Origin of the sequence: Enterobacter sp. CPE_E890, assembly GCF_046521475.1 — a bacterium.
GTDB classification, from domain to species: domain Bacteria; phylum Pseudomonadota; class Gammaproteobacteria; order Enterobacterales; family Enterobacteriaceae; genus Enterobacter; species Enterobacter adelaidei.
Genome location: NZ_JBKFZW010000001.1, coordinates 1,016,989 through 1,038,856, shown reverse-complemented (window position 1 = coordinate 1,038,856; position 21,868 = coordinate 1,016,989). Strand labels below are relative to the sequence as shown.

Annotated in this window: 23 protein-coding genes; 6 read left to right on the top strand and 17 right to left on the bottom strand. The window is 52.6% G+C overall.

What is annotated here, in order from left to right:
* Window positions 1-66: 66 nt before the first annotated feature.
* Window positions 67-972, bottom strand: a complete 906-nt coding sequence (gene mak / locus ACLHV9_RS05030) for a fructokinase (protein WP_108090716.1) — start codon at window positions 970-972, stop codon at window positions 67-69.
* A 123-nt stretch (window positions 973-1,095) separates the two neighbouring features.
* Here mak and rdgC point away from each other — a divergent pair, with 123 nt between their 5' ends.
* The gene (gene rdgC / locus ACLHV9_RS05025) at window positions 1,096-2,010 is read left to right on the top strand and encodes a recombination-associated protein RdgC (RefSeq protein WP_028017678.1); all 915 of its coding nucleotides are present in this window, start codon (window positions 1,096-1,098) and stop codon (window positions 2,008-2,010) included.
* A gap of 48 nt (window positions 2,011-2,058) precedes the next feature.
* Here the strand turns inward: rdgC and ppnP are convergent, their stop codons facing one another.
* The 5 genes from ppnP to ACLHV9_RS05000 all read right to left on the bottom strand — a co-directional run bounded on the left by ppnP (window position 2,059) and on the right by ACLHV9_RS05000 (window position 4,697).
* On the bottom strand, window positions 2,059-2,346 hold the full coding sequence (ppnP, locus tag ACLHV9_RS05020) for a pyrimidine/purine nucleoside phosphorylase (protein WP_008503270.1): 288 nt from the start codon (window positions 2,344-2,346) through the stop codon (window positions 2,059-2,061).
* Between the two features lie 71 nt (window positions 2,347-2,417).
* Complete coding sequence (locus tag ACLHV9_RS05015) at window positions 2,418-3,095, bottom strand: AroM family protein (RefSeq protein ID WP_028017679.1); 678 nt, start codon at window positions 3,093-3,095, stop codon at window positions 2,418-2,420.
* 237 nt (window positions 3,096-3,332) lie between these two features.
* Window positions 3,333-3,524, bottom strand: coding sequence for a protein YaiA (yaiA, locus tag ACLHV9_RS05010; protein WP_028017680.1), 192 nt, complete (start codon window positions 3,522-3,524; stop codon window positions 3,333-3,335).
* A 45-nt stretch (window positions 3,525-3,569) separates the two neighbouring features.
* A complete protein-coding gene (gene aroL, locus ACLHV9_RS05005; RefSeq protein ID WP_028017681.1) occupies window positions 3,570-4,094 on the bottom strand; it encodes a shikimate kinase AroL in 525 nt (174 codons plus the stop codon).
* 144 nt (window positions 4,095-4,238) lie between these two features.
* The gene (locus ACLHV9_RS05000; RefSeq protein WP_014830847.1) at window positions 4,239-4,697 is read right to left on the bottom strand and encodes a YaiI/YqxD family protein; all 459 of its coding nucleotides are present in this window, start codon (window positions 4,695-4,697) and stop codon (window positions 4,239-4,241) included.
* Window positions 4,698-4,794: 97 nt separating this feature from the next.
* Between ACLHV9_RS05000 and proC the strand changes: the two genes are divergently transcribed.
* Window positions 4,795-5,604, top strand: a complete 810-nt coding sequence (proC, locus tag ACLHV9_RS04995; protein ID WP_028017682.1) for a pyrroline-5-carboxylate reductase — start codon at window positions 4,795-4,797, stop codon at window positions 5,602-5,604.
* A gap of 16 nt (window positions 5,605-5,620) precedes the next feature.
* Here the strand turns inward: proC and adrA are convergent, their stop codons facing one another.
* From adrA to ACLHV9_RS04970, 5 genes are all read right to left on the bottom strand, one after another.
* Window positions 5,621-6,724: a diguanylate cyclase AdrA gene (gene adrA / locus ACLHV9_RS04990; RefSeq protein WP_108090717.1), complete on the bottom strand. Its 1,104-nt coding sequence runs from the start codon at window positions 6,722-6,724 to the stop codon at window positions 5,621-5,623.
* Window positions 6,725-6,826: 102 nt separating this feature from the next.
* Entirely contained in the window at window positions 6,827-7,147 is a 321-nt protein-coding gene (gene psiF, locus ACLHV9_RS04985; RefSeq protein WP_028017684.1) for a phosphate starvation-inducible protein PsiF, read from the bottom strand.
* An 89-nt stretch (window positions 7,148-7,236) separates the two neighbouring features.
* On the bottom strand, window positions 7,237-8,652 hold the full coding sequence (phoA, locus tag ACLHV9_RS04980) for an alkaline phosphatase (protein ID WP_028017685.1): 1,416 nt from the start codon (window positions 8,650-8,652) through the stop codon (window positions 7,237-7,239).
* A 99-nt stretch (window positions 8,653-8,751) separates the two neighbouring features.
* Complete coding sequence (gene iraP / locus ACLHV9_RS04975; RefSeq protein WP_049007514.1) at window positions 8,752-9,012, bottom strand: anti-adapter protein IraP; 261 nt, start codon at window positions 9,010-9,012, stop codon at window positions 8,752-8,754.
* Window positions 9,013-9,222: 210 nt separating this feature from the next.
* Window positions 9,223-10,437, bottom strand: coding sequence for a multidrug efflux MFS transporter (locus tag ACLHV9_RS04970; RefSeq protein WP_028017687.1), 1,215 nt, complete (start codon window positions 10,435-10,437; stop codon window positions 9,223-9,225).
* 293 nt (window positions 10,438-10,730) lie between these two features.
* Here ACLHV9_RS04970 and ddlA point away from each other — a divergent pair, with 293 nt between their 5' ends.
* Complete coding sequence (gene ddlA, locus ACLHV9_RS04965; RefSeq protein ID WP_108090718.1) at window positions 10,731-11,831, top strand: D-alanine--D-alanine ligase; 1,101 nt, start codon at window positions 10,731-10,733, stop codon at window positions 11,829-11,831.
* Here the strand turns inward: ddlA and ACLHV9_RS04960 are convergent.
* The gene (locus tag ACLHV9_RS04960) at window positions 11,828-12,064 is read right to left on the bottom strand and encodes a DUF2754 family protein (protein WP_028017689.1); all 237 of its coding nucleotides are present in this window, start codon (window positions 12,062-12,064) and stop codon (window positions 11,828-11,830) included. The two genes, ddlA and ACLHV9_RS04960, sit on opposite strands and share 4 nt — an antisense overlap.
* 248 nt (window positions 12,065-12,312) lie before the next feature.
* Between ACLHV9_RS04960 and ACLHV9_RS04955 the strand changes: the two genes are divergently transcribed.
* Window positions 12,313-12,612 (top strand): DUF2755 family protein, encoded by a 300-nt coding sequence (locus ACLHV9_RS04955; RefSeq protein ID WP_028017690.1) that lies wholly within the window; start codon window positions 12,313-12,315, stop codon window positions 12,610-12,612.
* Here the strand turns inward: ACLHV9_RS04955 and ACLHV9_RS04950 are convergent.
* The 3 genes from ACLHV9_RS04950 to ACLHV9_RS04940 form a co-directional block, all read right to left on the bottom strand.
* The gene (locus tag ACLHV9_RS04950) at window positions 12,609-13,706 is read right to left on the bottom strand and encodes a DUF1615 domain-containing protein (protein ID WP_108090719.1); all 1,098 of its coding nucleotides are present in this window, start codon (window positions 13,704-13,706) and stop codon (window positions 12,609-12,611) included. The genes ACLHV9_RS04955 and ACLHV9_RS04950 overlap by 4 nt on opposite strands.
* A gap of 14 nt (window positions 13,707-13,720) precedes the next feature.
* Window positions 13,721-14,941 carry a peptide antibiotic transporter SbmA gene (gene sbmA, locus ACLHV9_RS04945; RefSeq protein ID WP_108090720.1) on the bottom strand — a complete coding sequence of 407 codons (1,221 nt, stop codon included), beginning with the start codon at window positions 14,939-14,941 and terminating at the stop codon, window positions 13,721-13,723.
* Window positions 14,942-15,056: 115 nt separating this feature from the next.
* Window positions 15,057-15,590: an isochorismatase family protein gene (locus tag ACLHV9_RS04940; protein ID WP_028017693.1), complete on the bottom strand. Its 534-nt coding sequence runs from the start codon at window positions 15,588-15,590 to the stop codon at window positions 15,057-15,059.
* A 204-nt stretch (window positions 15,591-15,794) separates the two neighbouring features.
* Here ACLHV9_RS04940 and ampH point away from each other — a divergent pair, with 204 nt between their 5' ends.
* Window positions 15,795-16,955 (top strand): D-alanyl-D-alanine-carboxypeptidase/endopeptidase AmpH, encoded by a 1,161-nt coding sequence (ampH, locus tag ACLHV9_RS04935; protein ID WP_108090721.1) that lies wholly within the window; start codon window positions 15,795-15,797, stop codon window positions 16,953-16,955.
* 2 nt (window positions 16,956-16,957) lie between these two features.
* Here ampH and ACLHV9_RS04930 read toward each other — a convergent pair whose 3' ends face one another.
* Window positions 16,958-17,581, bottom strand: coding sequence for a helix-turn-helix domain-containing protein (locus ACLHV9_RS04930; RefSeq protein WP_407220208.1), 624 nt, complete (start codon window positions 17,579-17,581; stop codon window positions 16,958-16,960).
* A gap of 88 nt (window positions 17,582-17,669) precedes the next feature.
* Window positions 17,670-20,444 carry an autotransporter outer membrane beta-barrel domain-containing protein gene (locus ACLHV9_RS04925; RefSeq protein ID WP_108090723.1) on the bottom strand — a complete coding sequence of 925 codons (2,775 nt, stop codon included), beginning with the start codon at window positions 20,442-20,444 and terminating at the stop codon, window positions 17,670-17,672.
* A 395-nt stretch (window positions 20,445-20,839) separates the two neighbouring features.
* On the opposite strand from ACLHV9_RS04925, the gene hemB reads away from it, so the two are divergent.
* Window positions 20,840-21,814 carry a porphobilinogen synthase gene (gene hemB / locus ACLHV9_RS04920; RefSeq protein ID WP_028017695.1) on the top strand — a complete coding sequence of 325 codons (975 nt, stop codon included), beginning with the start codon at window positions 20,840-20,842 and terminating at the stop codon, window positions 21,812-21,814.
* Window positions 21,815-21,868: the final 54 nt, after the last annotated feature.

Genomic DNA, 21,868 nt, shown 5'->3' with positions numbered 1-21,868 from the left:
CGGTGCAGTCTGGTGCCCTCACCCTGGCCCTCTCCCTGTGGGAGAGGGAATAAACACTCTTTGCTTTTATTCCGGCCACAACCATGCCGCACCGCGCACGCCGCTGGAATCACCGTGCAGCGCTTTGCGGATCGGGGTCTCACACTCGCCGCCAAACACCCACTGTTTCACCAGATTCGGGACCGTGCTGTACAGGCGGTCGACGTTGCTCATGCCGCCGCCGAGCACAATCACGTCCGGGTCGAGAATATTCACCACGTGCGCCAGCGATTTCGCCAGGCGCATTTCGTAGCGGCGGAGCGCCAGTTCTGCCACCGAATCCTGTTCTTCGACCAGACGCATGATCTCGCTGCCTTTGAGCGGCTGACCACTCAGACGGTGGTAATCGGTCGCAAAACCGGTACCGGAGATAAACGTCTCAATACACCCTTGCTTGCCGCAATAGCACGGTACTTCAGCGCGGTATTTAAGCTCATCTTCATCCATCCACGGCAGTGGGTTGTGTCCCCACTCGCCCGCCGTACCGTTACCCCCGATATGGGCACGCCCGCCTAAGGCCACGCCTGCTCCGCAGCCGGTACCGATGATGACGGCAAAAACGGTATGGGCACCGGCAGCCGCGCCGTCAATCGCTTCTGAAACCGCCAGACAGTTGGCGTCGTTGGCCAGACGCACTTCGCGCTTCAGACGCGCGCTCAAATCTTTATCAAAAGGCTGACCGTTTAGCCACGTCGAGTTGGCATTTTTAACCACCCCGGTATAAGGCGAGATCGACCCAGGGATCCCCATTCCGACGGAGCCGGTTTGTCCTGTCGCCTGCTCTGCCATTTCAACCAGTCTCGCGATCGTCTCGATAGTCTGGTGATAATCATCGCGCGGCGTAGGCAGACGGTGGCGGAACAGCTGTTCCCCCTGCTCGCTCAGTGCGATGACTTCTGTTTTGGTGCCGCCCAAATCAATCCCAATACGCACAAGACTCTCCTCATTATTTTGATTATCAACAGAGTAGAAGCACGCTTCCCGATTAGCAATGCAAGCGATGCGACAATTCGTTATCATGCCCGCTGATTTAACGACAAGGCCGTGGAAATTATCATGCTGTGGTTCAAAAATTTGATGGTTTACCGTCTCAGCCGCGACGTTTCGCTGCGTGCAGAAGAGATGGAAAAACAGTTAGCCGCTTACACCTTTTCCCCTTGCGGTAGCCAGGATATGGCAAAAACCGGTTGGGTTCCGCCAATGGGTTCACAAAGCGATGCACTGACCCACGCCAGCAGCACGGGTCAAATCATCGTCTGCGCCCGTAAAGAAGAGAAAATTCTGCCAACACCGGTGGTTAAACAGGCGCTCGAAGCGAAGATCTTCAAGCTGGAAGCCGAGCAGGGTCGCAAGCTGAAGAAAACCGAAAAAGATTCGCTGAAAGACGAAGTTCTGCACTCTCTGCTGCCGCGCGCCTTTAGCCGCTTCAGCCAGACCATGATGTGGATCGATACCGTTAACGGGCTGATTATGGTGGACTGCGCCAGCGCCAAAAAAGCAGAAGATACGCTGGCTCTGCTGCGCAAAAGCATCGGCTCTCTGCCGGTCGTACCGTTGGCGCTGGAAACGCCAATCGAGCTGACCCTGACCGAGTGGGTACGCAGCGGTGCTGCCGCGCAAGGTTTCCAGATCCTCGATGAGGCCGAGCTGAAAGCCCTGCTGGAAGATGGCGGCGTGATCCGCGCGAAGAAACAGGATCTGGTGAGCGACGAGATTGCCGTACACATCGAAGCGGGCAAAGTGGTGACCAAACTGGCGCTCGACTGGCAGCAGCGGATTCAGTTTATGATGTGCGATGACGGTTCCGTGAAACGTCTGAAGTTCTGCGATGAACTGCGCGATCAGAATGAAGACATCGACCGGGAAGATTACGCCCAGCGCTTTGACGCGGACTTCATCCTGATGACCGGGGAACTGGCCGCGTTGATTCAGAATCTGGTGGAAGGTCTCGGCGGCGAAGCGCAAAGATAACAGGCAAAGCGTAGGCCGGGTAAGCGTTAGCGCCACCCGGCTTATTTTTTATTTCAGATAGCGGCACAGATAAGAGGTCGGTTCAGCAACCTGCAGATGGAACTCGCTGTGGCCAGGAACGTTGAAAACCTGTCCGGCTGCGTAAACTTTCCATTCCGTTTCACCCGGCAGTAGGACGTTGAGCGCACCGCTAACGACCGTCATCTCTTCCGCTTCGGCCGTACCAAAAGTGTATTCCCCTTCGGCCATGACACCGACACTGGCGCGGCCAGTGCTGCTGCTGGTAAAACCAATGGATTTCACTTTACCGGAAAAGTATTCGTTACTTTGAAGCATGAACTGGCCCTTATATTTTTAGATAAAAATTCACTATAGGGGCCATGCTCATCACCTGTCACGCAAAATCATTACGTCAGAAGCTCTGAAGCCAGGCGAGCCATCAGAACATTGGATAACAGCACCGGCACATCCAGCGCCTTCTGCAGTAAATCGCGATGATGCTGGTGGAAGCCAAGACAGTCCAGGATCAACACATCCGCCCCTCTCTCCAGCAACTCACGTCCGGCCTCAATCAGTGCGGCATCGCTATCCCAGAAAGGATTTGCCAGCGCATATAAGGGCACTTTTTCAAGCACGTGCCACTTTGCCTCCTGGTTGTCCATCAACTCTTCAATCGGGACGATGACCCCCACCTGATGACCATCAACAATTGAGGCCACCAGCGGCGGGATGATGCGCATCGGCTCCAGCAGAATCGCATTACGCGCCGTGAGACCTTTAATGGGTGCGGTACTCATCAGCAAAATAACGTCATAACCTTGATTATCGAGCACTTCTATCACCCCTTGCAGCGAGCGCTCGATTTTCTGACGCGAAACATGCGCCAGTTTACCGTCACTTAATAACGTCGCCAGGGGATCCTCCCCCGCCTCGACAGCGTAGTCCTCCATGACCTCTTCCCGACTCATCTTCCCCAGCAGGCTAAGATGCGTTATCTGTTGTTCAGAGACATGCTCGGTTAAGAGCGGTAACACTTCGCTTACAGGGACCACACCAATGGTGAGGATCGCCAACGTCGCCTTCATCTTTATCGCCTTCCATTACTACAACATCGTGCACACAGGTACAGGCTCACTACGCTGCACAGTTCATTTTTTCAACAAAACAGCACCAAGCGTAGCAGGTGATCTTCACATCGAAATGTAAAGATCGACCGTCAATATCGGAGTTACTTGTAATAACTAAATATTAACTCCTGCTTAACTTTCTCGATGAGTAAAAAGTGTGATTCAGGCACGATCCTGGAGCGTTTAGGAAAACGGTCAGGTTATATCAGGATCTTCGTAGCGCCGTTTCGCATCCAGCGCTTCCTGTTCAGTCTCGTGTTCACTGATCAGCGAGTCTGGTTTAGGGTGATCGGCACGCAGTTGATACCAGGTAACAGTATGACCCGTATGGCCTTTTTCAACGGTAATAATGCGCGCTTCACGCGGATAGGGAGGTCTGGTCGGCATAGCTCATCCTTTTTTATATGTCTGAGCTATAAGTATAGACGCCGGTTAGCTGGCACAAGCCAAACGTAGAGCAGTAATAATCTGGGTAACCACATCTTCAGGAGCCGCAGAAGCATCCACCACGTGGTGTGCTGCTTCACGGTATAGCGCATCACGTTCAGCCAGCACTTCTCTCACCTCTTCGCTAAGCGGTCTGGAGGTCAGTGCAGGACGTTGCCCCTCTTCCGGAAAGGCTTCCAGACGCCCTACCAGAGCCGAAACAGGTGCACTGAGATAGATCACAATCCCTTTTTCGCGCATAAAGTGGCGATTACATTCAGCCAGAACAATGCCCCCTCCTGTCGCGATAACCGCAGAAGGTGTGGTTACCGCTTTCAGCGCTGCCGTTTCACGTGCGCGGAAGCTGTCCCATCCTTCCTGTTCGACAATGTCCGCGATCGTTCTTCCGGCCTCTGTTTGCAACCAGTGGTCAGTATCCACAAACTGACGATCGCACGCGCGTGCCAGTTCCAGGCCAACGGTGGTTTTCCCACAGCCGCGGGGGCCAACTAAAAAGATGGGTTGGGTCATAACCAGGTGTTCCCCTTGATGCCGGATGGCCGAAGAGTGTAAAGAAATAATTGCAGAAGATGTTTCGATTACTTTACTGCAAAGCGGTACGGGATGACAACCCTGAGGAGGCCATACTGTACCACAAATTGACAATGGTTATCATTACGCGGTGCGACGCTTCACTTCCAGCAACCATTTATCCAGCTCTGCGGCAAACTGCTGACGATCGCGCTGGGATAAGCTGTCTGGCCCACCCGTCTGCACACCGCTGGCGCGGAGCGTATCCATAAAATCACGCATAGTGAGTTTTTCCCGAATGGTCGCAGGTGAATAACGCTCACCCCGAGGGTTAAGCGCTGCAGCCCCTTTCTCCAGCACTTCGGCAGCCAGAGGGATATCCGCAGTGATCACCAGATCTTCCGCGCTACACAGACGGACAATTTCGTTATCAGCCACGTCAAACCCGGCCGGAACCCGCAACGCGCGAATGAATCTGGAAGGAGGGACGCGAATATTCTGGTTCGCCACCAGCGTTAGCGGCATCTGAACACGCTCGGCGGCGCGGAACAAAATCTCTTTAATCACATTCGGACACGCGTCCGCATCAACCCAAATCGCCATATTGTCTCCCCTTAATGACTCTGCCGACTATTGTCGCCTGCATTTCGTTGTTAAGCTATCAATCAGAGAAAACAACGCATAATGACGGAGAGTCGTGATGGATAAGAAAATCGGGTTTATCGGCTGCGGTAACATGGGCAAAGCCATCCTGGGCGGCCTGATCGCCAGCGGGCAGGTTCTGCCGGGTCAGATTTGGGTTTATACCCCGTCACCTGATAAAGTCGCCGCGTTGCGCGATCAATACGGGATCAACGCCGCCGAAAGCGCTCAGGAAGTCGCCCAGGTCGCCGATATCGTCTTTGGCGCCGTCAAGCCGAACATCATGATCAAAGTGCTGAGCGACATCACCTCCAGCCTGAATAAAGAGACGCTGGTCGTATCCATTGCTGCGGGCGTCACGCTGGATCAACTGGCGCGCGCGCTGGGTCATGACCGTAAAATCGTCCGGGCGATGCCTAATACCCCTTCACTGGTCAACGCTGGCATGACTTCCGTCACGCCAAACGCACTGGTGACCACAGAAGACGTGGCTGATGTCCTGAACATTTTCCGCTGCTTCGGTGAAGCGGAAGTGATTGCCGAATCCATGATCCATCCGGTTGTCGGCGTGAGCGGTTCAGCCCCTGCGTATGTCTTCATGTTCTTAGAAGCGATGGCCGACGCCGCAGTACTGGGCGGTATGCCGCGTGCGCAGGCGTATAAATTCGCAGCACAGGCAGTTATGGGTTCTGCCAAAATGGTGCTGGAAACCGGTAAACATCCTGGTGAGCTGAAAGATATGGTTTGCTCCCCTGGTGGTACCACCATCGAAGCGGTGCGGGTACTGGAAGAACGCGGATTCCGTGCTGCCGTCATCGAAGCGATGGCAAAATGCATGGAAAAATCAGAGAAACTGAGTAAATCCTGATCGTCTCAGCCGGGTGTCAGGCAGCCACTTCAGTGCGGCCACGCCCGGCATTTTTTGCCTTGTACAGCGCCACATCAGCCGCCTTGAGCCACTCCCGATAGTGCCCAAACTGTGGCCCCCAGGTGGCGATACCTACGCTTATGCGCAGGGTTTCTTCAGGCGCGCAAGGTAATGACAGTTTTTCCAGCCGTTCATGAACCCGGGACATAACGGCGATTGCGCTGTCAGCGGCTGTCCGCGACATAATCACCGCAAATTCATCTCCACCAAAACGGCCTATTGCATCGCCTGAACGTACCGAAATCTGCAGCTGACGCGTAATCGCAATGATCGCCTCATCGCCCACATCATGCCCCCAGGTATCGTTGATGTTTTTAAAGTGGTCGATATCAATGAGCAGGATCGTGGCCGTACCATTATGACGTCGGCACTGCTCAAATTCGTTTCGCAACAGCATTTCCCAGTGTCGACGATTAAAGACTCCTGTCATTCCATCGCGTGTACTCATCATTTCCAGCCGCCGCTTATGTTCAGCCAGCCTGACGGCAGTGCGATGGCTTAGCCAGGCAAACAGCATGGGATAAAGCACAAACACAGGAAGCGTTAAGCCCCACTCCACCGGATCAGGATTAAAGACCACCACTCTCCCGACCGGGGGCAGCGTCAACAGTGCGGAAAGCAGGGTCAATATGATCCCCGGAATGAAGAGTCGACAGCCGCCGGAGCCCATCATATTCATGCCCACCATCATCACCAGCGCGGTTGTGGGTAACGCATTTATCCCCATCACGCCAATCCAGAGCCCGGCGATAATGGCATCCATTTTGAGATTGAAAATTTCCTGCTGATGAGGTGATGAAGCCCGACAGGATAACTGCCAGGCGAGATGAGGCCAGATGAACGCCCATCCCACCAGTAAAAGCCACCAGCCGCCGGGTAAAAAATGGGTAACCAGTATCCCCGCGACAGGGAAAAACATCGCCGCCAGCCCGACAGCGCGCGCCAGCCGAACTCGCCGGGCAAACTGAATGCCAGCACGGTGAGGGGCATCCAGAGAAAGGGTTAAATCCCACTCTTCGCGAATGCATTTTTTGTTGTAATAAGATTCATCATTCATCATTTTTGGGAATATTCTGAAACATTTTCCCAAATTATAGAGAGGAGGGGTGCGAGGAAAGTATGAAATTTCGGGTGAGTCGCCAGAGCCACTCACCCGTTAGAACTACGCTTTTTTCTTCAGGCAGGTGCTCATAAATTTACTGCGATCGTCACCTTTCAGAGACTGCTCAGTGGCCTTCGCATTACAGTCGCGCATTTTCTGCTGCTGTGGCGTCAGGCTTTTTTCAGCAGGTTTAGACGCGCCATTTTTAAGGCAATCGCTCATATAGGTCTTACGGGCATCCCCCTTCAGACTCTGGGACGTGGCCTGTTGGTTACAGGTGGTCATGCGTTGTTGTTGAGGCGTTAATGTTTTCTCTTCCGCGTTCGCCGATGAAATCAGGAACAGGCCAGAGAGCAGAGTAACCAGTAATGTTGTTTTCATTGCACCATCCTTTTGTAAACATTCCCTGTAAGTCTGGTCCGTGACAGGAAAAAAGTCACCCGGCAGAGACAAATTCCGCCGGGCTTTTATCATTTAAGGCCTAGTGCCGCTTTCATGGTGTAGAACAGATCGGTTTGATCGGTCAGTCCTACCACATTTGCCGCATGCGGTCCGTAGGCGGCAATACGCAGCTGAGTGCCCGTGTGCTCCATGGACTCTTCTTCAGAGTTGCCATAGCTCAGCACCATTACGGCACCATCTTTCGTGTTCAGCGCCTGCGTCAGGCCTGGCGCTTTGGTATCTGCCGGGATGATCTGGCTGGCGTGCGCATGGTCCGCGGTGACCACCACAAGGGTGTTTCCGTCTTTCTTCGCGAATTCGAGTGCCTTCTGCACCGCTTCGTCCAGGTCGACGGTTTCGCCAATCTGGCCACACGGATTCGCCGCATGATCCTGCTTGTCGATCGACGCGCCTTCCACCTGCAGGAAGAACCCTTTTTCGCTCTTGCTCAGCAGAGAGATCGCTTTATCGGTCATTGCCGCCAGCGTCGGCACGCTGTCAGTGCGTTTCGGGTTAGGAGTACAGGTCACGGCAGGCTTATCAATATTGCCGTGATAAGAGGCTTTTGGACCTTCCCAGCGCACAGGCATATTGCCATCAGAGAACAGTCCCAGCAGCGGTTTGTCTTGATTCGCTTCAGTGATTGCTGCCAGAGCGCTTGCATCGCTCACCAGTTGATAGCCACGAGCCTGTGCCTGCTCACGCAGCGTTTTACCCTGCCATTCGCCAGCCGTCGCGGTTTCTGCAAAGGTTTTCGCCCCACCGCCCAGCGTGACGTCAGCGCGTGCATTCAGCAGTTGTTCAGTAATCGAGCCTTTGCCCCCTTTTTCCAGGGCGTTGGTTGGACATTTTTCACTGGTCACCGACGGGCCGTAGCACTTACGTGAAGTCACATGCGATACCAGCGCCGCCGGCGTCGCGTCCTGAAGTTCAGCGGTAGAAACGTTGCCGGTGGCCAGCCCCGCCGCTTTTGCCATTTCCAGAATGGTTTGATGATCTTTTTCGTGAATATCGACACCCAGCGCGCCATTATAGGTTTTTACCCCCGTAGACCATGCCGTAGCAGAGGCAGCCGAATCCGTTACGTAATCCGGTTTACCGGTTTTTTTATCCAGTGAGTAATGGGTATATTGTCCGGTCAGCGGCAATGCGTCGATACCTTTAAAAAATCCGCCTGCCCCCTCGGCATAATTTCGCGCCGCTGTTATTTCGGAATCACCCATTCCATCGCCAATAAGCAGAATGATATTTTTCGCCGGTTTCTCATTCAGCGAAGCGCGAATAGCGGCTGTTTGATCTTCAGATAAACGGCGTGCGCCGCCTGGCTGAGTGATATCCCCTTTTGCTGCGCGATTATCCAGCACGTGAGTATTGGACGTATCAGCATAAATAGCAGGGGTAATAAACAGGGGAAGTAATGCGATGAAAAGTGCGCTCTGTTTCAATTTATTTTCTCCATGTACAAATACATAAAAATAAAAACAGAGCGACTATAGGCATCCTGCATGACAATTCTATGACACGTCGTTATGTCCGGCGACGGTTTAGCTGCGAGGATGCCTCAAGAGCTTCTTTACGTATTGCTGGAGCAACTCTGCATCCTCAACCGGAACCTGAGTATCGGGTTTTGCCTTATCCAGCGCACCTTCGACGCTCTCTATTAATGCCTGTTGGTCAGATTTAGCCATCTGTCGTAATAGTGCGGTGACAACAATTTCCAGAGCTTCGACCTGGGCAACCAGTTCTTTTGACTCCTCTTCCTTTTGTGCAAGCTTGACCAGCAACTCAGCAATGAGATTTTTCATCGTGTTATTTCCTTATGTGATTTCCCCTGAAACTAACATCAAGAGGGAAATATGCAAAGCGGAGAAAGGTATTATCTTATGCAAAAGTGACGACATCGAAAAAAATAGGGTTTCGGAATTATCAGCGAAACGTTTTTCTATAAAAAATGCCGCATTGGGTGATAGAAAAATGCGGCAATCATAAGAATATACAATACATCGACAGAAGCATTATCTTGCCGATTTTACCTCCGCCATATGCCTGCGGCGACGCAGAGCAATAGCCAGCTGGATAATGTTGATCAAAACAACAATCGCCGTCGCGGCAAAAACCCAACGAAAACCGGCCATCGCGGAAACAGAGGCGCCAATAAGCGGACCGGCAACATTACCCAAATACATAAACGACTGGTTATATCCAAAAATGCGCCCTGTCACCTGGTCGCTGGAATATTTGACCAGCAAGGTCTGTACCGCAGGCAGCATTGCGCCATCGGCAAAGCCGAGCAAAAATCGCAGCACGCCAAGCTGAAGCGGAGAGGTCACAAACGACATCGCGAAAAAGAGCACCACGGCAAAAATCAGCGTAGCCATCAGAATTCGCGCCGTACCGATCCTATCCCCCAGTTTTCCCAACCGTGGTGCAGAAATCAGTGCCGATACGCCTGGCACGGCGGCGATCATGCCGCTGAGAAAGGCGATATTATTGCTGTCTGGCTCCATCGACTTAATAAACAACGCCAGAATCGGCCCGACCGAACCGTTACAGAGCTGGATCACCATAGTAGTAACAAACAGGCTGATCATGAGCCCAGGGTAAGGCAGAGAGGCGAAGACAGCCTTGCCACTCAGACGTTCAGATTTGCTGATAACGGGACGACCGCCCTCTTTGATAAGAAAAAGCGTGACCAGAAAACTGACCACCAGCAGGATCGCGGTAATGATAAATACGGCGCGCAGCCCGACGTGGTCCGCCAGAAAGCCCCCCAGCAGCGGGCCGCCAATTACGCCGCTAATCTGTGCGGTGGAAAGCGTACTCAATGCCCAGCCGCTACGTTCTCGCGGCACCTGCGAGGCGACCAGCGCCATGGCATTCGGAATATACCCGGAAGTCAGCCCCATCACCGCCCGCAGGAAAAACAGTTGCCAGACGTTGGTGGCGAAGGCCTGCAGCAGAATGGCAATCGCCATCCCGAGCGAGGCGCGCAGCAGCATCAGCTTTCGGCCTTTCCGATCCGCCAGGCTGCCCCACATTGGTGACACAATCGCGGAGACCAGAAACGTGACGCTGAACGTCAGACCAGACCACATGGAGAGCGCCTCGTGCGAGGTCACACCCAACTGTGACACATACAGCGGCAGGAACGGCAGGATCTGGCTGATGGCGAGCCCGGTAAAGAAGCAACCGAACCAGACCGAGATAAGATTAACTTTCCATGATTCCATAAAGAAACAGTCTTCATTTTTAGGCGAATTCGCCTACAGATTAGCAAGTTACGCATAGTGACGTCGCACCAGAGATGCGGCCTTGATGACTTTGGTGTTTTATCTTCCCAGTCATTATATTTGTGAAATAAGTCACAAATCATCCATTTCCAGGCGGGATTTTATGCTTCAGAAGAGTTTTCCCTCTCCCACTTCCCCATCAACATTCCCCAAAACATTATGGCGGAAGGTCGCGAAACCCGCAGGGCATCGTGGTATGTTATTGGCTTTTCGTCATACTGGAAGAGAGTGAGATGGCAAAGCAGCGCGTAGGTATTGTCTTTGGGGGAAAATCAGCAGAGCACGAGGTTTCATTGCAATCAGCCAAGAATATCGTTGATGCAATTGATAAAAGCCGTTTCGACGTGGTGCTGCTGGGCATTGATAAACAGGGCCAGTGGCATGTTAACGATGCTAGCCAGTATCTGCTTAATGCCAACGATCCAGCACATATCGCCCTTAATCCTTCGGAAATTAGCGTCGCCACTGTGCCCGGCGTCGTGAAGGGGCAACTCATCGACGCTGGCAATGCACAGTCTCTCGCTCAGATTGATGTCGTGTTCCCCATCGTTCACGGTACTCTGGGTGAAGATGGTTCCCTGCAGGGAATGTTGCGCATGGCCAACCTGCCGTTCGTCGGCTCGGACGTCCTCGGCTCTGCCGCGTGCATGGACAAAGACGTCACCAAACGCCTGCTGCGTGATGCCGGGCTGAATATAGCGCCTTTCGTGACGCTCACTCGCGCCAACCGCGACAAACACAGCTTCGCGCAAATTAGCGGAGAGCTGGGTCTGCCGCTGTTTGTGAAACCGGCAAACCAGGGCTCCTCCGTAGGCGTCAGCAAAGTCACCAGCGAAGCAGAGTTCACACAGGCTGTCCGTCTGGCGTTTGAATTCGACCATAAAGTGGTGGTTGAGCAGGGCATTAAAGGCCGTGAAATTGAGTGCGCCGTGCTGGGCAACGATTTCCCACAGGCGAGCACCTGCGGCGAAGTGGTCTTAAACAGCGACTTCTACTCCTACGACACCAAATACATTGATGACAAAGGCGCTCAGGTTGTCGTGCCTGCCAATATCGATCCCGCAATCAACGATAAGATCCGGGCGATCGCCATTAACGCCTATCAGACACTCGGCTGCAGCGGTATGGCGCGTGTGGATGTATTCCTGACGCCGGAAAACGAGGTAGTCATCAATGAAATCAACACGCTGCCGGGTTTCACGAATATCAGCATGTATCCGAAACTGTGGCAGGCGAGCGGACTGAGCTACTCTGAACTTATCACTCGCCTGATCGAGCTGGCGCTGGAGCGTCATGCCGCCGACAGCGCCCTTAAAAGCTCCGTAAACGGTTAATCGGCGCTCTTCGCCGTCTCCGTTTCATCCGCTGTCGTCTCTTCAGGACGACGGCGGATAATCAATCCAGCCAGCCAGAAGCTGATCACCCAGGTCACCAGCCCGACGGCATAGGTTTGCCATCCTTTTGCTTCAAATCCCAGCAGCCCCACGACGCCGTTAAGAATAAAGATCAGCCCGATAGCAAAGGCGTAGTAGTGCCAGTCACGGCGTAGTTTGGACGTGAGTTTCATAACAACTCCGGCAGGAAAAAAAGACATCCTCTCACAGTTTTACGGCCAGGTCTGTGGCGGATATGGAAATTCTGAAACGCGACGCAATTTCACTTAAGGGATGAAATTGTGATGTGCTGCAGAAATCGACAATCCAGGAGAATTCCTGAGGGTAAATTACCACGATTCTGATATTGACAAATGCGATGACCTGTCAAACTCCCCCTGTAAGAAGCATATTGAACAGAGTGATATTTCGGGAGGTCATCATGGCTGATTTTACATTGTCGAAACCGATTTTTGGCGGCAAACCAAAAACCTCCACGGCAGGTAATATTGCTTATGCCCTGTTTGTTCTGTTCTGCTTCTGGGCCGGTTCCCAGCTGCTCAATATGCTGGTTCATGCGCCAGGGGTATATGAACATCTGATGCAGGTACAGGATAACGGACGCCCGCGAGTTGAGATTGGGTTTGGTGTCAGTACCCTGTTTGGCCTTGTTCCCTTCCTCGCCGGTTGTATGATTTTAGGCGTCGTGGCGTTAGTTTTGCGTGTTCGCCGCCGCCGTTAAAGCCCCATACAACGCGCCCGACGATCGTCCACCCGCTTTGCGAACCATGCGGTTGTCAGGTTACGCGTGATCTTCGGGCTTTCCAGTTGAATACCCGGCAGAATAGCTCTCGGTAACGTTTTCCCGCTCTTCTGCTCGGCAAGAGCAAAGACTTTCTTGTACAGATCCGTTTTCTCAAAGGCCAGGCTATCACCTTTCTCAAGCTGACGGCGAATATCGCTGTTGCTCAGGCCAAGCGCTGTCGATAATTTCCGTACCGCCAGCTCGGTGCTGCCCGCCTCGCTGCTGCCGTAAGCGATGAGATCGCCGTCCAGCGCCAGCTTGACGCCGCTTGCGCGGCTGACCGCACTCTGGAACGCCGCATTACGGCTGGCATACCAGCCCGCGTTAAAGTCGGCAAAACGGTACAGCGGCTCATTGTAGTTCGCCGGATAGTTCAGCAGATGATACGTGCCGAACCACAGCCCACCGCGCAGGGAGAAAACCTCCTGGCGCACCGTACCGTCGATTTTCCACGGGTAGCCGTCGGTATGCTTCTCCGCGAACGCGATGCTCACCTGCATCGGGCCACCGGTGTGTACCGGGTTTAGTGAGCCAAACAGCTTCTGCCCCATCGGGACCATACTGATGAAATCATCAAAGATGGCGCTGAGCTGTTTTTCAGTTTTCACCGTATCTAGCCGTTCGCTGTAGCTTTTGCCGTTTGGCGAGGTGATTTTAAGCGCGGTATGAACAAGAAAGACCGGGATATGCATGGATTCCGCGCGGCGATCGATCTCTTTCCAGGCAATTTTGTTCAGACCCGGCACCACCGGGTCTGACTGGTACATCGACTCCTGCTGCGCCACCGCCAGCACCGAGCAGATATTCTCCTCGGTTGGCGCGATCTTTTGGCTTTCAAAGGTTTTTGCCAGCGCCTCTGCCCAGGCATTGCGATCCTTCACGCTGGCGGGCATTTTCTGCCGCACAACGCTTGCCACATCAACCGGCTTTTCGCCCTTCTTGAGCGGAGCAGCCCCTTTTTCGGCGCATCCGACCAGGACGAGAGCAGTCAGTAAGGACAACGGTAACGCACGCGGTACGGCAAAAGACATAGCAACTCCCTGTATTAGCTAAAAGTATTGGTCACTTCCTGCAGGTCACGATCGTCCAGCTCACGTTCAAAGCTGCGCAGACGTTTGTAGATAGACATCAGCTCCACCAGCGTGGTCCAGGAGTTGATCAGGTACTGGAATGAACTTCTAACCTGATCAAACACGTTGGTAATTTGGGTCATCAGTCCCAGGGTAATTGTCCCTGCAACAATTGACGGGAACAACAGGACTATTCCAAAAACAGTATCGGCCTGAAGATATAAAATACGAGCTATGTTGAAATACATGTAGTGGAAGTAGAGCTTAAAGTAGTTAAAACGGACGTTCTGAAATAACTCTTTTACCGTTGGTGGCGCAGCTCGTGATGGGTCATCCTCACCGTAAACAAGTTCTTTGCGATAAGCCGCTTCCACGCGCTGATTTTTAAATTGTAACCCCGGCAATTTGATCCCCACCACAGCAAGAAGCCCAGTTCCCATAAGAGACCAGACCAGTGCCGCAATAACCAAACCATAGGGTATATGACCAACAACTGGAAGTTCAGGTACATGGGGTGAAAGTGCAATCAGAATCGGTAAAAAAGCGATAAGTTTCATCACAGCATTAAGCAAGCTGACCCCCATGTCCTCCAGCGTTGAGGCAAAACGCATGGTGTCTTCCTGTACACGCTGTGCAGCGCCTTCAATGTGCCGCAGTCGTTGCCAATTTGCCATGTAATACTCGTTCATAGCAGTACGCCAACGGAAAACGTAATGGCTAACGAAGAAATTGTTCAGCACTGCCACTGTTACTGCAATCATGGCAATGCCGGTAAAACTAACGAGACTGGCATAGAGTTCACCAATCGGAACCTTATTCGGGGCGCTTAGTGCTTTTTGGATCAAATCGTAGAAGGGTGCATACCATGCATTAATTGCAACGCTCACTTCCACCATGAACCAGGTAACGAAAATGATCAGTGCAGATCCCAAAATCGACCAAAACTGCCAACGATGCGGAGAATACTTGAACCAGAAGAGTGCAAACAGCCCCACACATAACGTGTAGTAGGCATAAAATACTATAAAACTCAGCGACCAGAAGCGCGCCGCGCTAATCGGTACATCGCCCGTCGCACCCGTGATGCGCGTCAGCCAGGTACCGCCGCCCGCCTGCCAGAAAATAACGGCGATCAGTGCCCAAATAAATGCCGACAGGAAAAATGGCCCCGGCTTTGGGAAAAAAGACTTAAACATAATGCTTCCTTCTTGTTGTTATGGCTTTTGCTGTGTTCAACACATCACCACACGAAAATCATGCCTGAGCCCGTCTCAAGGCTCAGGCAAAAAGGTCAGACCCGAGGGTTAATTATTAGTTCGCTTTCCAGTTTTCGAGAATTGTTTCGGTGCGTTTCACTGCGAGAGGATTCGCCGGCGCGATGAAGTTACGCCAGACGTCGTTGTGGTGGTTAATCAGGATCTGCGCATCTGCCGCCGGGCGATTGGCGGTAGTATGGGCATCTTCCGCCACGGTGATGTGATAACCCCGGCTGACGCCGTTCTTGATCGTGGCATCGACACAGTAATCCGTGGCACAACCACAGATGACAAACTCTTGAATACCCTGCTCGCGTAATAGCGCCTCAAGCGGCGTGTTATAAAACGCATCGCAGGCCGTCTTGGTAACATAGAGCGCATCAGCAGGCTGGTGCAGTTCAGGCAGCAATGCAAACCCATCACTTCCCTCTTCCAGCCCTCCGGCCTCGGTATGCTGGATAAAAATCACCTTGTCGGCTGCCTGCGTAAGCTGGTTGATCAGAGAGACACACTTTTCACGCTGATGACGAGGCGTTTCAAATACGCCGTTCTGCATATCGACAACCATAACCACACGCTTTTCAGACATACCGTTCTCCGTAAGATTGAGTGATACAGGTGCCTATCATAAGCCCGATGTCACAAAATGGGAGATGGCTTGCAAGTAAATTGTTCATATTTACCCATGGTTACGTTTTTCTCGCTATCGTTATGCAATTCGGGGCATTGCACGGTTCCGATTAGTAGTATAAATACCCATTACTTTCCTCATTCACTTCATGGATGCTTTTCGTTGAAACGTTGTCTGCTCTCTTTTGCCGCGCTGTGTGCGGTGAGCTTTTCTACCGCCCAGGCAGCCCAACCGCTGACGGCGCCCGTTCTGGCTTCAGATATTGCCGATCGCTACGCGAACCTTATCTATTACGGCAGCGGCGCGACCGGGATGGCGATGGTCGTGATCGACGGCAACCAGCGCGTGTTCCGCAGCTTTGGCGAGACGCGCCCAGGAAATAACGTTCACCCGCAGCTGGATTCCGTTATCCGCATCGCATCCTTAACCAAGCTGATGACGAGTGAAATGCTGGTGAAACTGCTCGACCAGGGCGTGGTTAAGCTCGACGACCCGCTCAGCAAATACGCTCCGCCTGGCGCGCGCGTTCCGACCTACCAGGGCACACCAATCCGGCTTGTGAACCTTGCCACCCATACCAGCGCCCTGCCGCGTGAGCAGCCAGGCGGGGCAGCGCATCGTGACGTATTTGTCTGGCCAACGCGCGACCAGCGCTGGAACTATCTGAGCACTGCCACGCTGAAGGCGGCTCCGGGTTCGCAGGCCTCGTATTCAAACCTGGCGTTTGACCTGCTGGCAGACGCCCTTTCTACGGCGTCTGGTAAACCCTACACGCAGCTGTTTGAAGAACAGATAACCCGCCCGCTGGGCATGAAAGACACCACCTTTACCCCGTCCCCGGACCAGTGCCATCGCCTGATGGTGGCAGAGAAAGGCGCTAGCCCCTGTAATAACACGCTGGCGGCCGTGGGCAGCGGCGGGGTTTACTCCACGCCTGGCGATATGATGCGCTGGATGCAGCAGTTCCTTTCATCGGATTTCTACTCGCGCAGCAGCCAGGCCGATCGTATGCAGACCCTGATTTATCAGCGTACCCAACTGCACCGCGTTATTGGGATGGACGTGCCGGGTAAAGCCGATGCGCTCGGCCTTGGCTGGGTCTATCTGGCACCGAAAAATGGCCGTCCTGGTATTATTCAGAAAACCGGCGGCGGCGGTGGATTTATTACGTATATGGCGATGATCCCGCAGTCAAACGTAGGCGCATTTGTGGTGGTTACCCGCTCTCCGCATACGCGTTTCGTCAATATGAGTGACGGTCTTAATAATTTAGTGGCTGAACTGAGCGCCAATAAAGCTCAGGTGCTTACCGCGTCCAACTGATATTAATATTCCGTGGGCAAACGGTTGATACTAACCAGTTTGCCCCGGCTCATACTGATATAGTTTCCTTGCCGTAGGGCTGCGAGAACCTCTGCAACAACCGAGCGTGAAATACGCGTACTTTGTTGAATATGATTCATCACACCAATTTTTGAACGCAACGCTTCATCCCATTCCGCCATATTCAGCAGCATGGCGCGGATCTGGTGATAGGAGTTATTTCCCACCAGCTGCATATCGCGTTTTCCAAGAATGTAATTTATCCAGGATAACCAACCGAAAGCGTCTTGCCACAGGGAATTCTGTTGCAGCAGTTGGCGGGTAGTTTCAGTGGGCAAATAAAAACCCGTGCAGGATGCTTTGGCTATCACCTTATATTCCTGACAGGAATTAATCATCACGGCGGACAAACCAAAAATAAAGGGCGCTGTCGCGATGCCCACAAGCAGTTCATCCGAATGTCGATAGATTTCGATGATACCGGTCTGTACTACGATCGTCCGGGACTCACTACACTTGCCGGTGGTAATTAATTGCTGTGGGGCACATTTAAAAGAGGTACTGGCTGATTTCAAGTACTGTTCGAGCCGGCGTAATTCAGAAAGTGGTTTCGCATTAACGTTCATGCAGACCTCAAGGCATCCGTATTTGTCGGTTCAATATTATTTTTATTTCTGTATATAAAAAGCGGGGGATATCCCCCCGCCTTATTCATTACCAGGTATATTTCACACCCAGATTTGCCCCCCAGTTCTGGTCAACGTCGCCGCCGCCCAGATAAGTGGCATCAGTGTAAGCACTGAAGTTTTTCGTGAAGCTGAACTGGGTGCCCAGCCCTACCCGCACAGCTGAGCCTTTCACGCCGTTATCAATGCTGTCGCCGTTAATATCAGCATTGTTATCGGCATCATCATACACGTAGGCCAGTTTGAAGTAAGGGGTCAGAGCCTGATCGCCGCCGTAGTTGAAGGTGTAACCGGCATCGACACCGAGTTCATAACGCAGGCTATCGTAAGATTGCCCATCCATGCGCATGTCATTGCTGAGACGATAGTCATCACCGGACTGGAAGAGGCCAGACACCGCTGCGTATGGCGTAACGTAGCCGGAGAGGTTTGGCTTCCAGTCATAGCCCAGTTTCAGCCCAAAACCCACTGCGTCATTGGTGGTGTTACCGTCAACATACTGACCGTTGCTCATGTTAGCAGAGAGATCGCTGTTGAAGCGGGTATAGCTCAGGGAACTGTCGAGGAACAGATCGTTCATGAACTTCGCCGACGCGTAGATCATCGCCGTCTGGCTGTCCTGATCGACCTGACCGCTACGATCGCTGATATCTCCCTTCGCAAAACCTGCCGCTCCGCCGACGATCCATTTCGCGTTATTACCGTCTATCTGGGTATCCAGACCCACCATAATACCGCTCACGTCCTGATCGTAGCGGATTACACCATTGTCACCGTCGAAGTTGCCACCGAAGTAGCTCACCCACGCCCCGCCGTTATCCGCCAGCCCGTGACGGCTGTTGGTCAGACGCGTTCCGACGGTATCCTGCTGCAGGTTCCAGATGTTGGTATTGGCAGAAGGGATGCTCAGCGCCATATTCGCGTAGTCGGTCAGCGCTTTCTGCTGGAGGACAACGGTGTCACCCTGCTGCTGCGCCTGATAGGTGTAAGCACCTAAATCGGCTTTGTTTGCGGCAGTAAAGCTGGCTGCGGTATCCGCGTTATTGTCATAGACGCGAACGATCTCTTTGTTTTTGTAATCGGCTACGGAACCGGCACCGGTGGCCTCGTCGATGCGTACTTTGTAGTTGCCCGCAACGTCACCGTTCACCGCCAGATGGCCGTCAGAGTTAATCGCCACAACGCCGTAGTCATAATCGGCATTGTGCTTATCGTTGGTGATATAGCGCGCGTTGTTCAGATCGCTATTCAGCACGTAGTCACGGCTGGCAACGTTCAGCACACCACCATCGCTCAGCACCATATTGTGCGTATCAACCTGACCCAGCCCCAACGCCAGCTCTGCGCCGTTATCCACGGTGATGGTGTTGGCATAGAGATCGGCCGTTTCTTCCGTCAGTGCCGCGCGGCTATTGCTGTCCAGATACAGATGGTCAGTGGCCACACCACCGCTATCGCCGATATTCAGCGAGGATGTATTGGTCAGCGTAATGGAATCAGCCAACAGGCCTGAGTTTTCAACATTGACCTGCGACTGGTTGTTTACCGTCAGCATGTCGATGTTAGAAAGCTTGCGGGTATCCCACTCAGAACCGTTATCCAGCGTAACGTTGAAAAGACCGCTCTGATAAACCGATTCTCCCGCAACGTGTCCGTTGCTGTCATAGGTGGAGTCCGGCCAAATGCTGTTGGGGGACAGCGTGCTCCAGTCTACGTTGCTATAGCCCAGGCCGTACATTTGAGCCGTGCCGATAGCCTCGACGCTGGACTGTGCCGCGCCGACCCATTTGCTGCCGTTAGTGAGAGTCACATCCAGCTTATCGGTACCGTCCCAGCCGTTAGTCGTGGGGTTATAGATGCCATCCTCGGTGGTATCGGTTGCCGGATCGCCATTCGGGTAGAAGTTGTTGTCGAAGGTACTGGAGAATAAAATATCGCCAGTGATGGTGGAATGATCGAACGTGGCAGAGGTCTGCATCGCGTTGTCAGATTCGCTGGCTGACACAATCAGCGCCGCATCATCTGCTGCTGTCGCATTGGTTTCACCATAGTCGCTCGGCTTCGCGGTTTGACCATAGAACCCGCTGGTACCCAGATCGCTATACGCGCCAGAAGTCAGTACAGAATCTTTCACCACAAGCGTGTCAGTAAACACCTTGCTGCTGTTAGCCACGCCTTCAACGCCGTCGTACGGGGTATTATCCCGCTCCTGATAACCCTGCGTCAGGGTAATACCGGCAACGTGAGAATTATTCTGGATAACAATATCCGATTCCACATCCAGGGTAATCGCATTGCCCAGACCATAAGTATCAAGATAATGTGTTTCCGTATTTTCCCCGTTAACAACGTCATACGCATAGTGCTCGTAAGTGTCGTTAATAGTGGAATTGTCGACGGTCAGGCTAAAACGATCGTACTGCGAATGGATCGTACCGTCGGTATCCAGGCCATCAGAACACGAAGCGGTCATACATTGAGAGGTGATCATGCCATTAATGGTGCTATTGGAAATGCTCAATGCATTCGCCCGACCATTAACACCCTCATCCAGATAATATGTGGAAATAACACCATTCACGGTGGATTTATTCATCACCGGATAAATATCACCGTCGTGAGCAACGTCAGAGTCATTCCAGTCCGTATAACCATAATACCAGGGAGTGGAAGCTGTATTATCATATCCAAAAGTATTATATGTCGTACCGGAAATATCTTTCGCATTGGCCTGAGAAGCGATAGCCAGGGTGCAGGCTAATGCAAGTTGAGATACAACCAGTTTCTTTTTCCATGTTTGCATTGGGTCATCCCTCCTCAGGGACGTAAGCAAGTTTGTCCATAAATCATTTGGCAATATTTATTGCGGAGGGAATTATGCATTTTCAATTCGAAAAGGTTCAATGAATGTTTCCATTAAGTCCGTATCCAGACAATTGACCTTAAGATACATGAAAAGAATAGGGTCACAATAGATAAATATTATAAAAACATAACGTTAAAATACTTACCAGCAGATGCGAAATATATAATCAAAAATAATAAATCACTTTCAAACATGCATAACCATTAATATAGAAGCAGCACAAATATTTCATTAGAGAATATCGCAAAAAACAAAATGCCCACTTTAGTAAAACACCCGTCTTCACTTTGATGTACACTAGCCCTCTTTGTTCCACAAACATCAGGCATACCATGACCGATTTAATTGCACGCCCCCGCCGCCTGCGCAAGTCACCTGCACTGCGCGCTATGTTTGAAGAGACAACACTGACCTTAAACGATCTGGTGTTGCCGATTTTTGTCGAAGAAGAGATTGATGACTATAAGGCCATCGAAGCCATGCCTGGCGTGATGCGCATTCCGGAAAAATATCTGGCGCGTGAGATCGAACGCATCGCCAACGCCGGGATCCGCTCGGTAATGACCTTTGGCATCTCCCACCATACCGATGCCACCGGCAGCGACGCGTGGAAAGAAGATGGCCTGGTCGCTCGTATGTCCCGCATCTGCAAAGAGACAGTGCCGGAAATGGTGGTGATGTCTGACACGTGTTTCTGCGAATACACCTCTCATGGCCACTGCGGTGTGCTGTGCGATCACGGCGTGGACAACGATGCCACCCTGCTTAATCTCGGCAAACAAGCGGTCGTCGCTGCCGCTGCCGGTGCGGATTTCATCGCGCCATCCGCCGCGATGGACGGACAGGTTCAGGCGATTCGTCAGGCCCTGGATGCTGCAGGTTTTACTGACACTGCCATCATGTCCTACTCCACCAAATTTGCCTCCTCGTTCTACGGCCCGTTCCGTGAAGCAGCGGGTACGGCGCTGAAAGGCGACCGTAAAACCTATCAGATGAACCCGCTGAACCGCCGGGAAGCGATTCGTGAATCCCTGCTTGATGAAGCCCAGGGCGCAGATTGCCTGATGGTGAAACCGGCCGGTGCTTATCTCGATATCCTGCGCGACATTCGCGAGCGTACCGAGCTGCCACTGGGCGCTTATCAGGTAAGCGGTGAGTACGCGATGATCAAATTCGCCGCCCTGGCAGGTGCGATTGATGAAGAGAAAGTGGTTCTCGAAAGCCTCGGCGCGATCAAACGCGCAGGCGCGGATCTGATCTTCAGCTACTTCGCGCTGGATCTGGCCGAGAAAAAAATCCTCCGCTAATCTTCACCAAACTGCAATACAACCGACATCTGCTCCTTCTACTGTCTTCGCAAG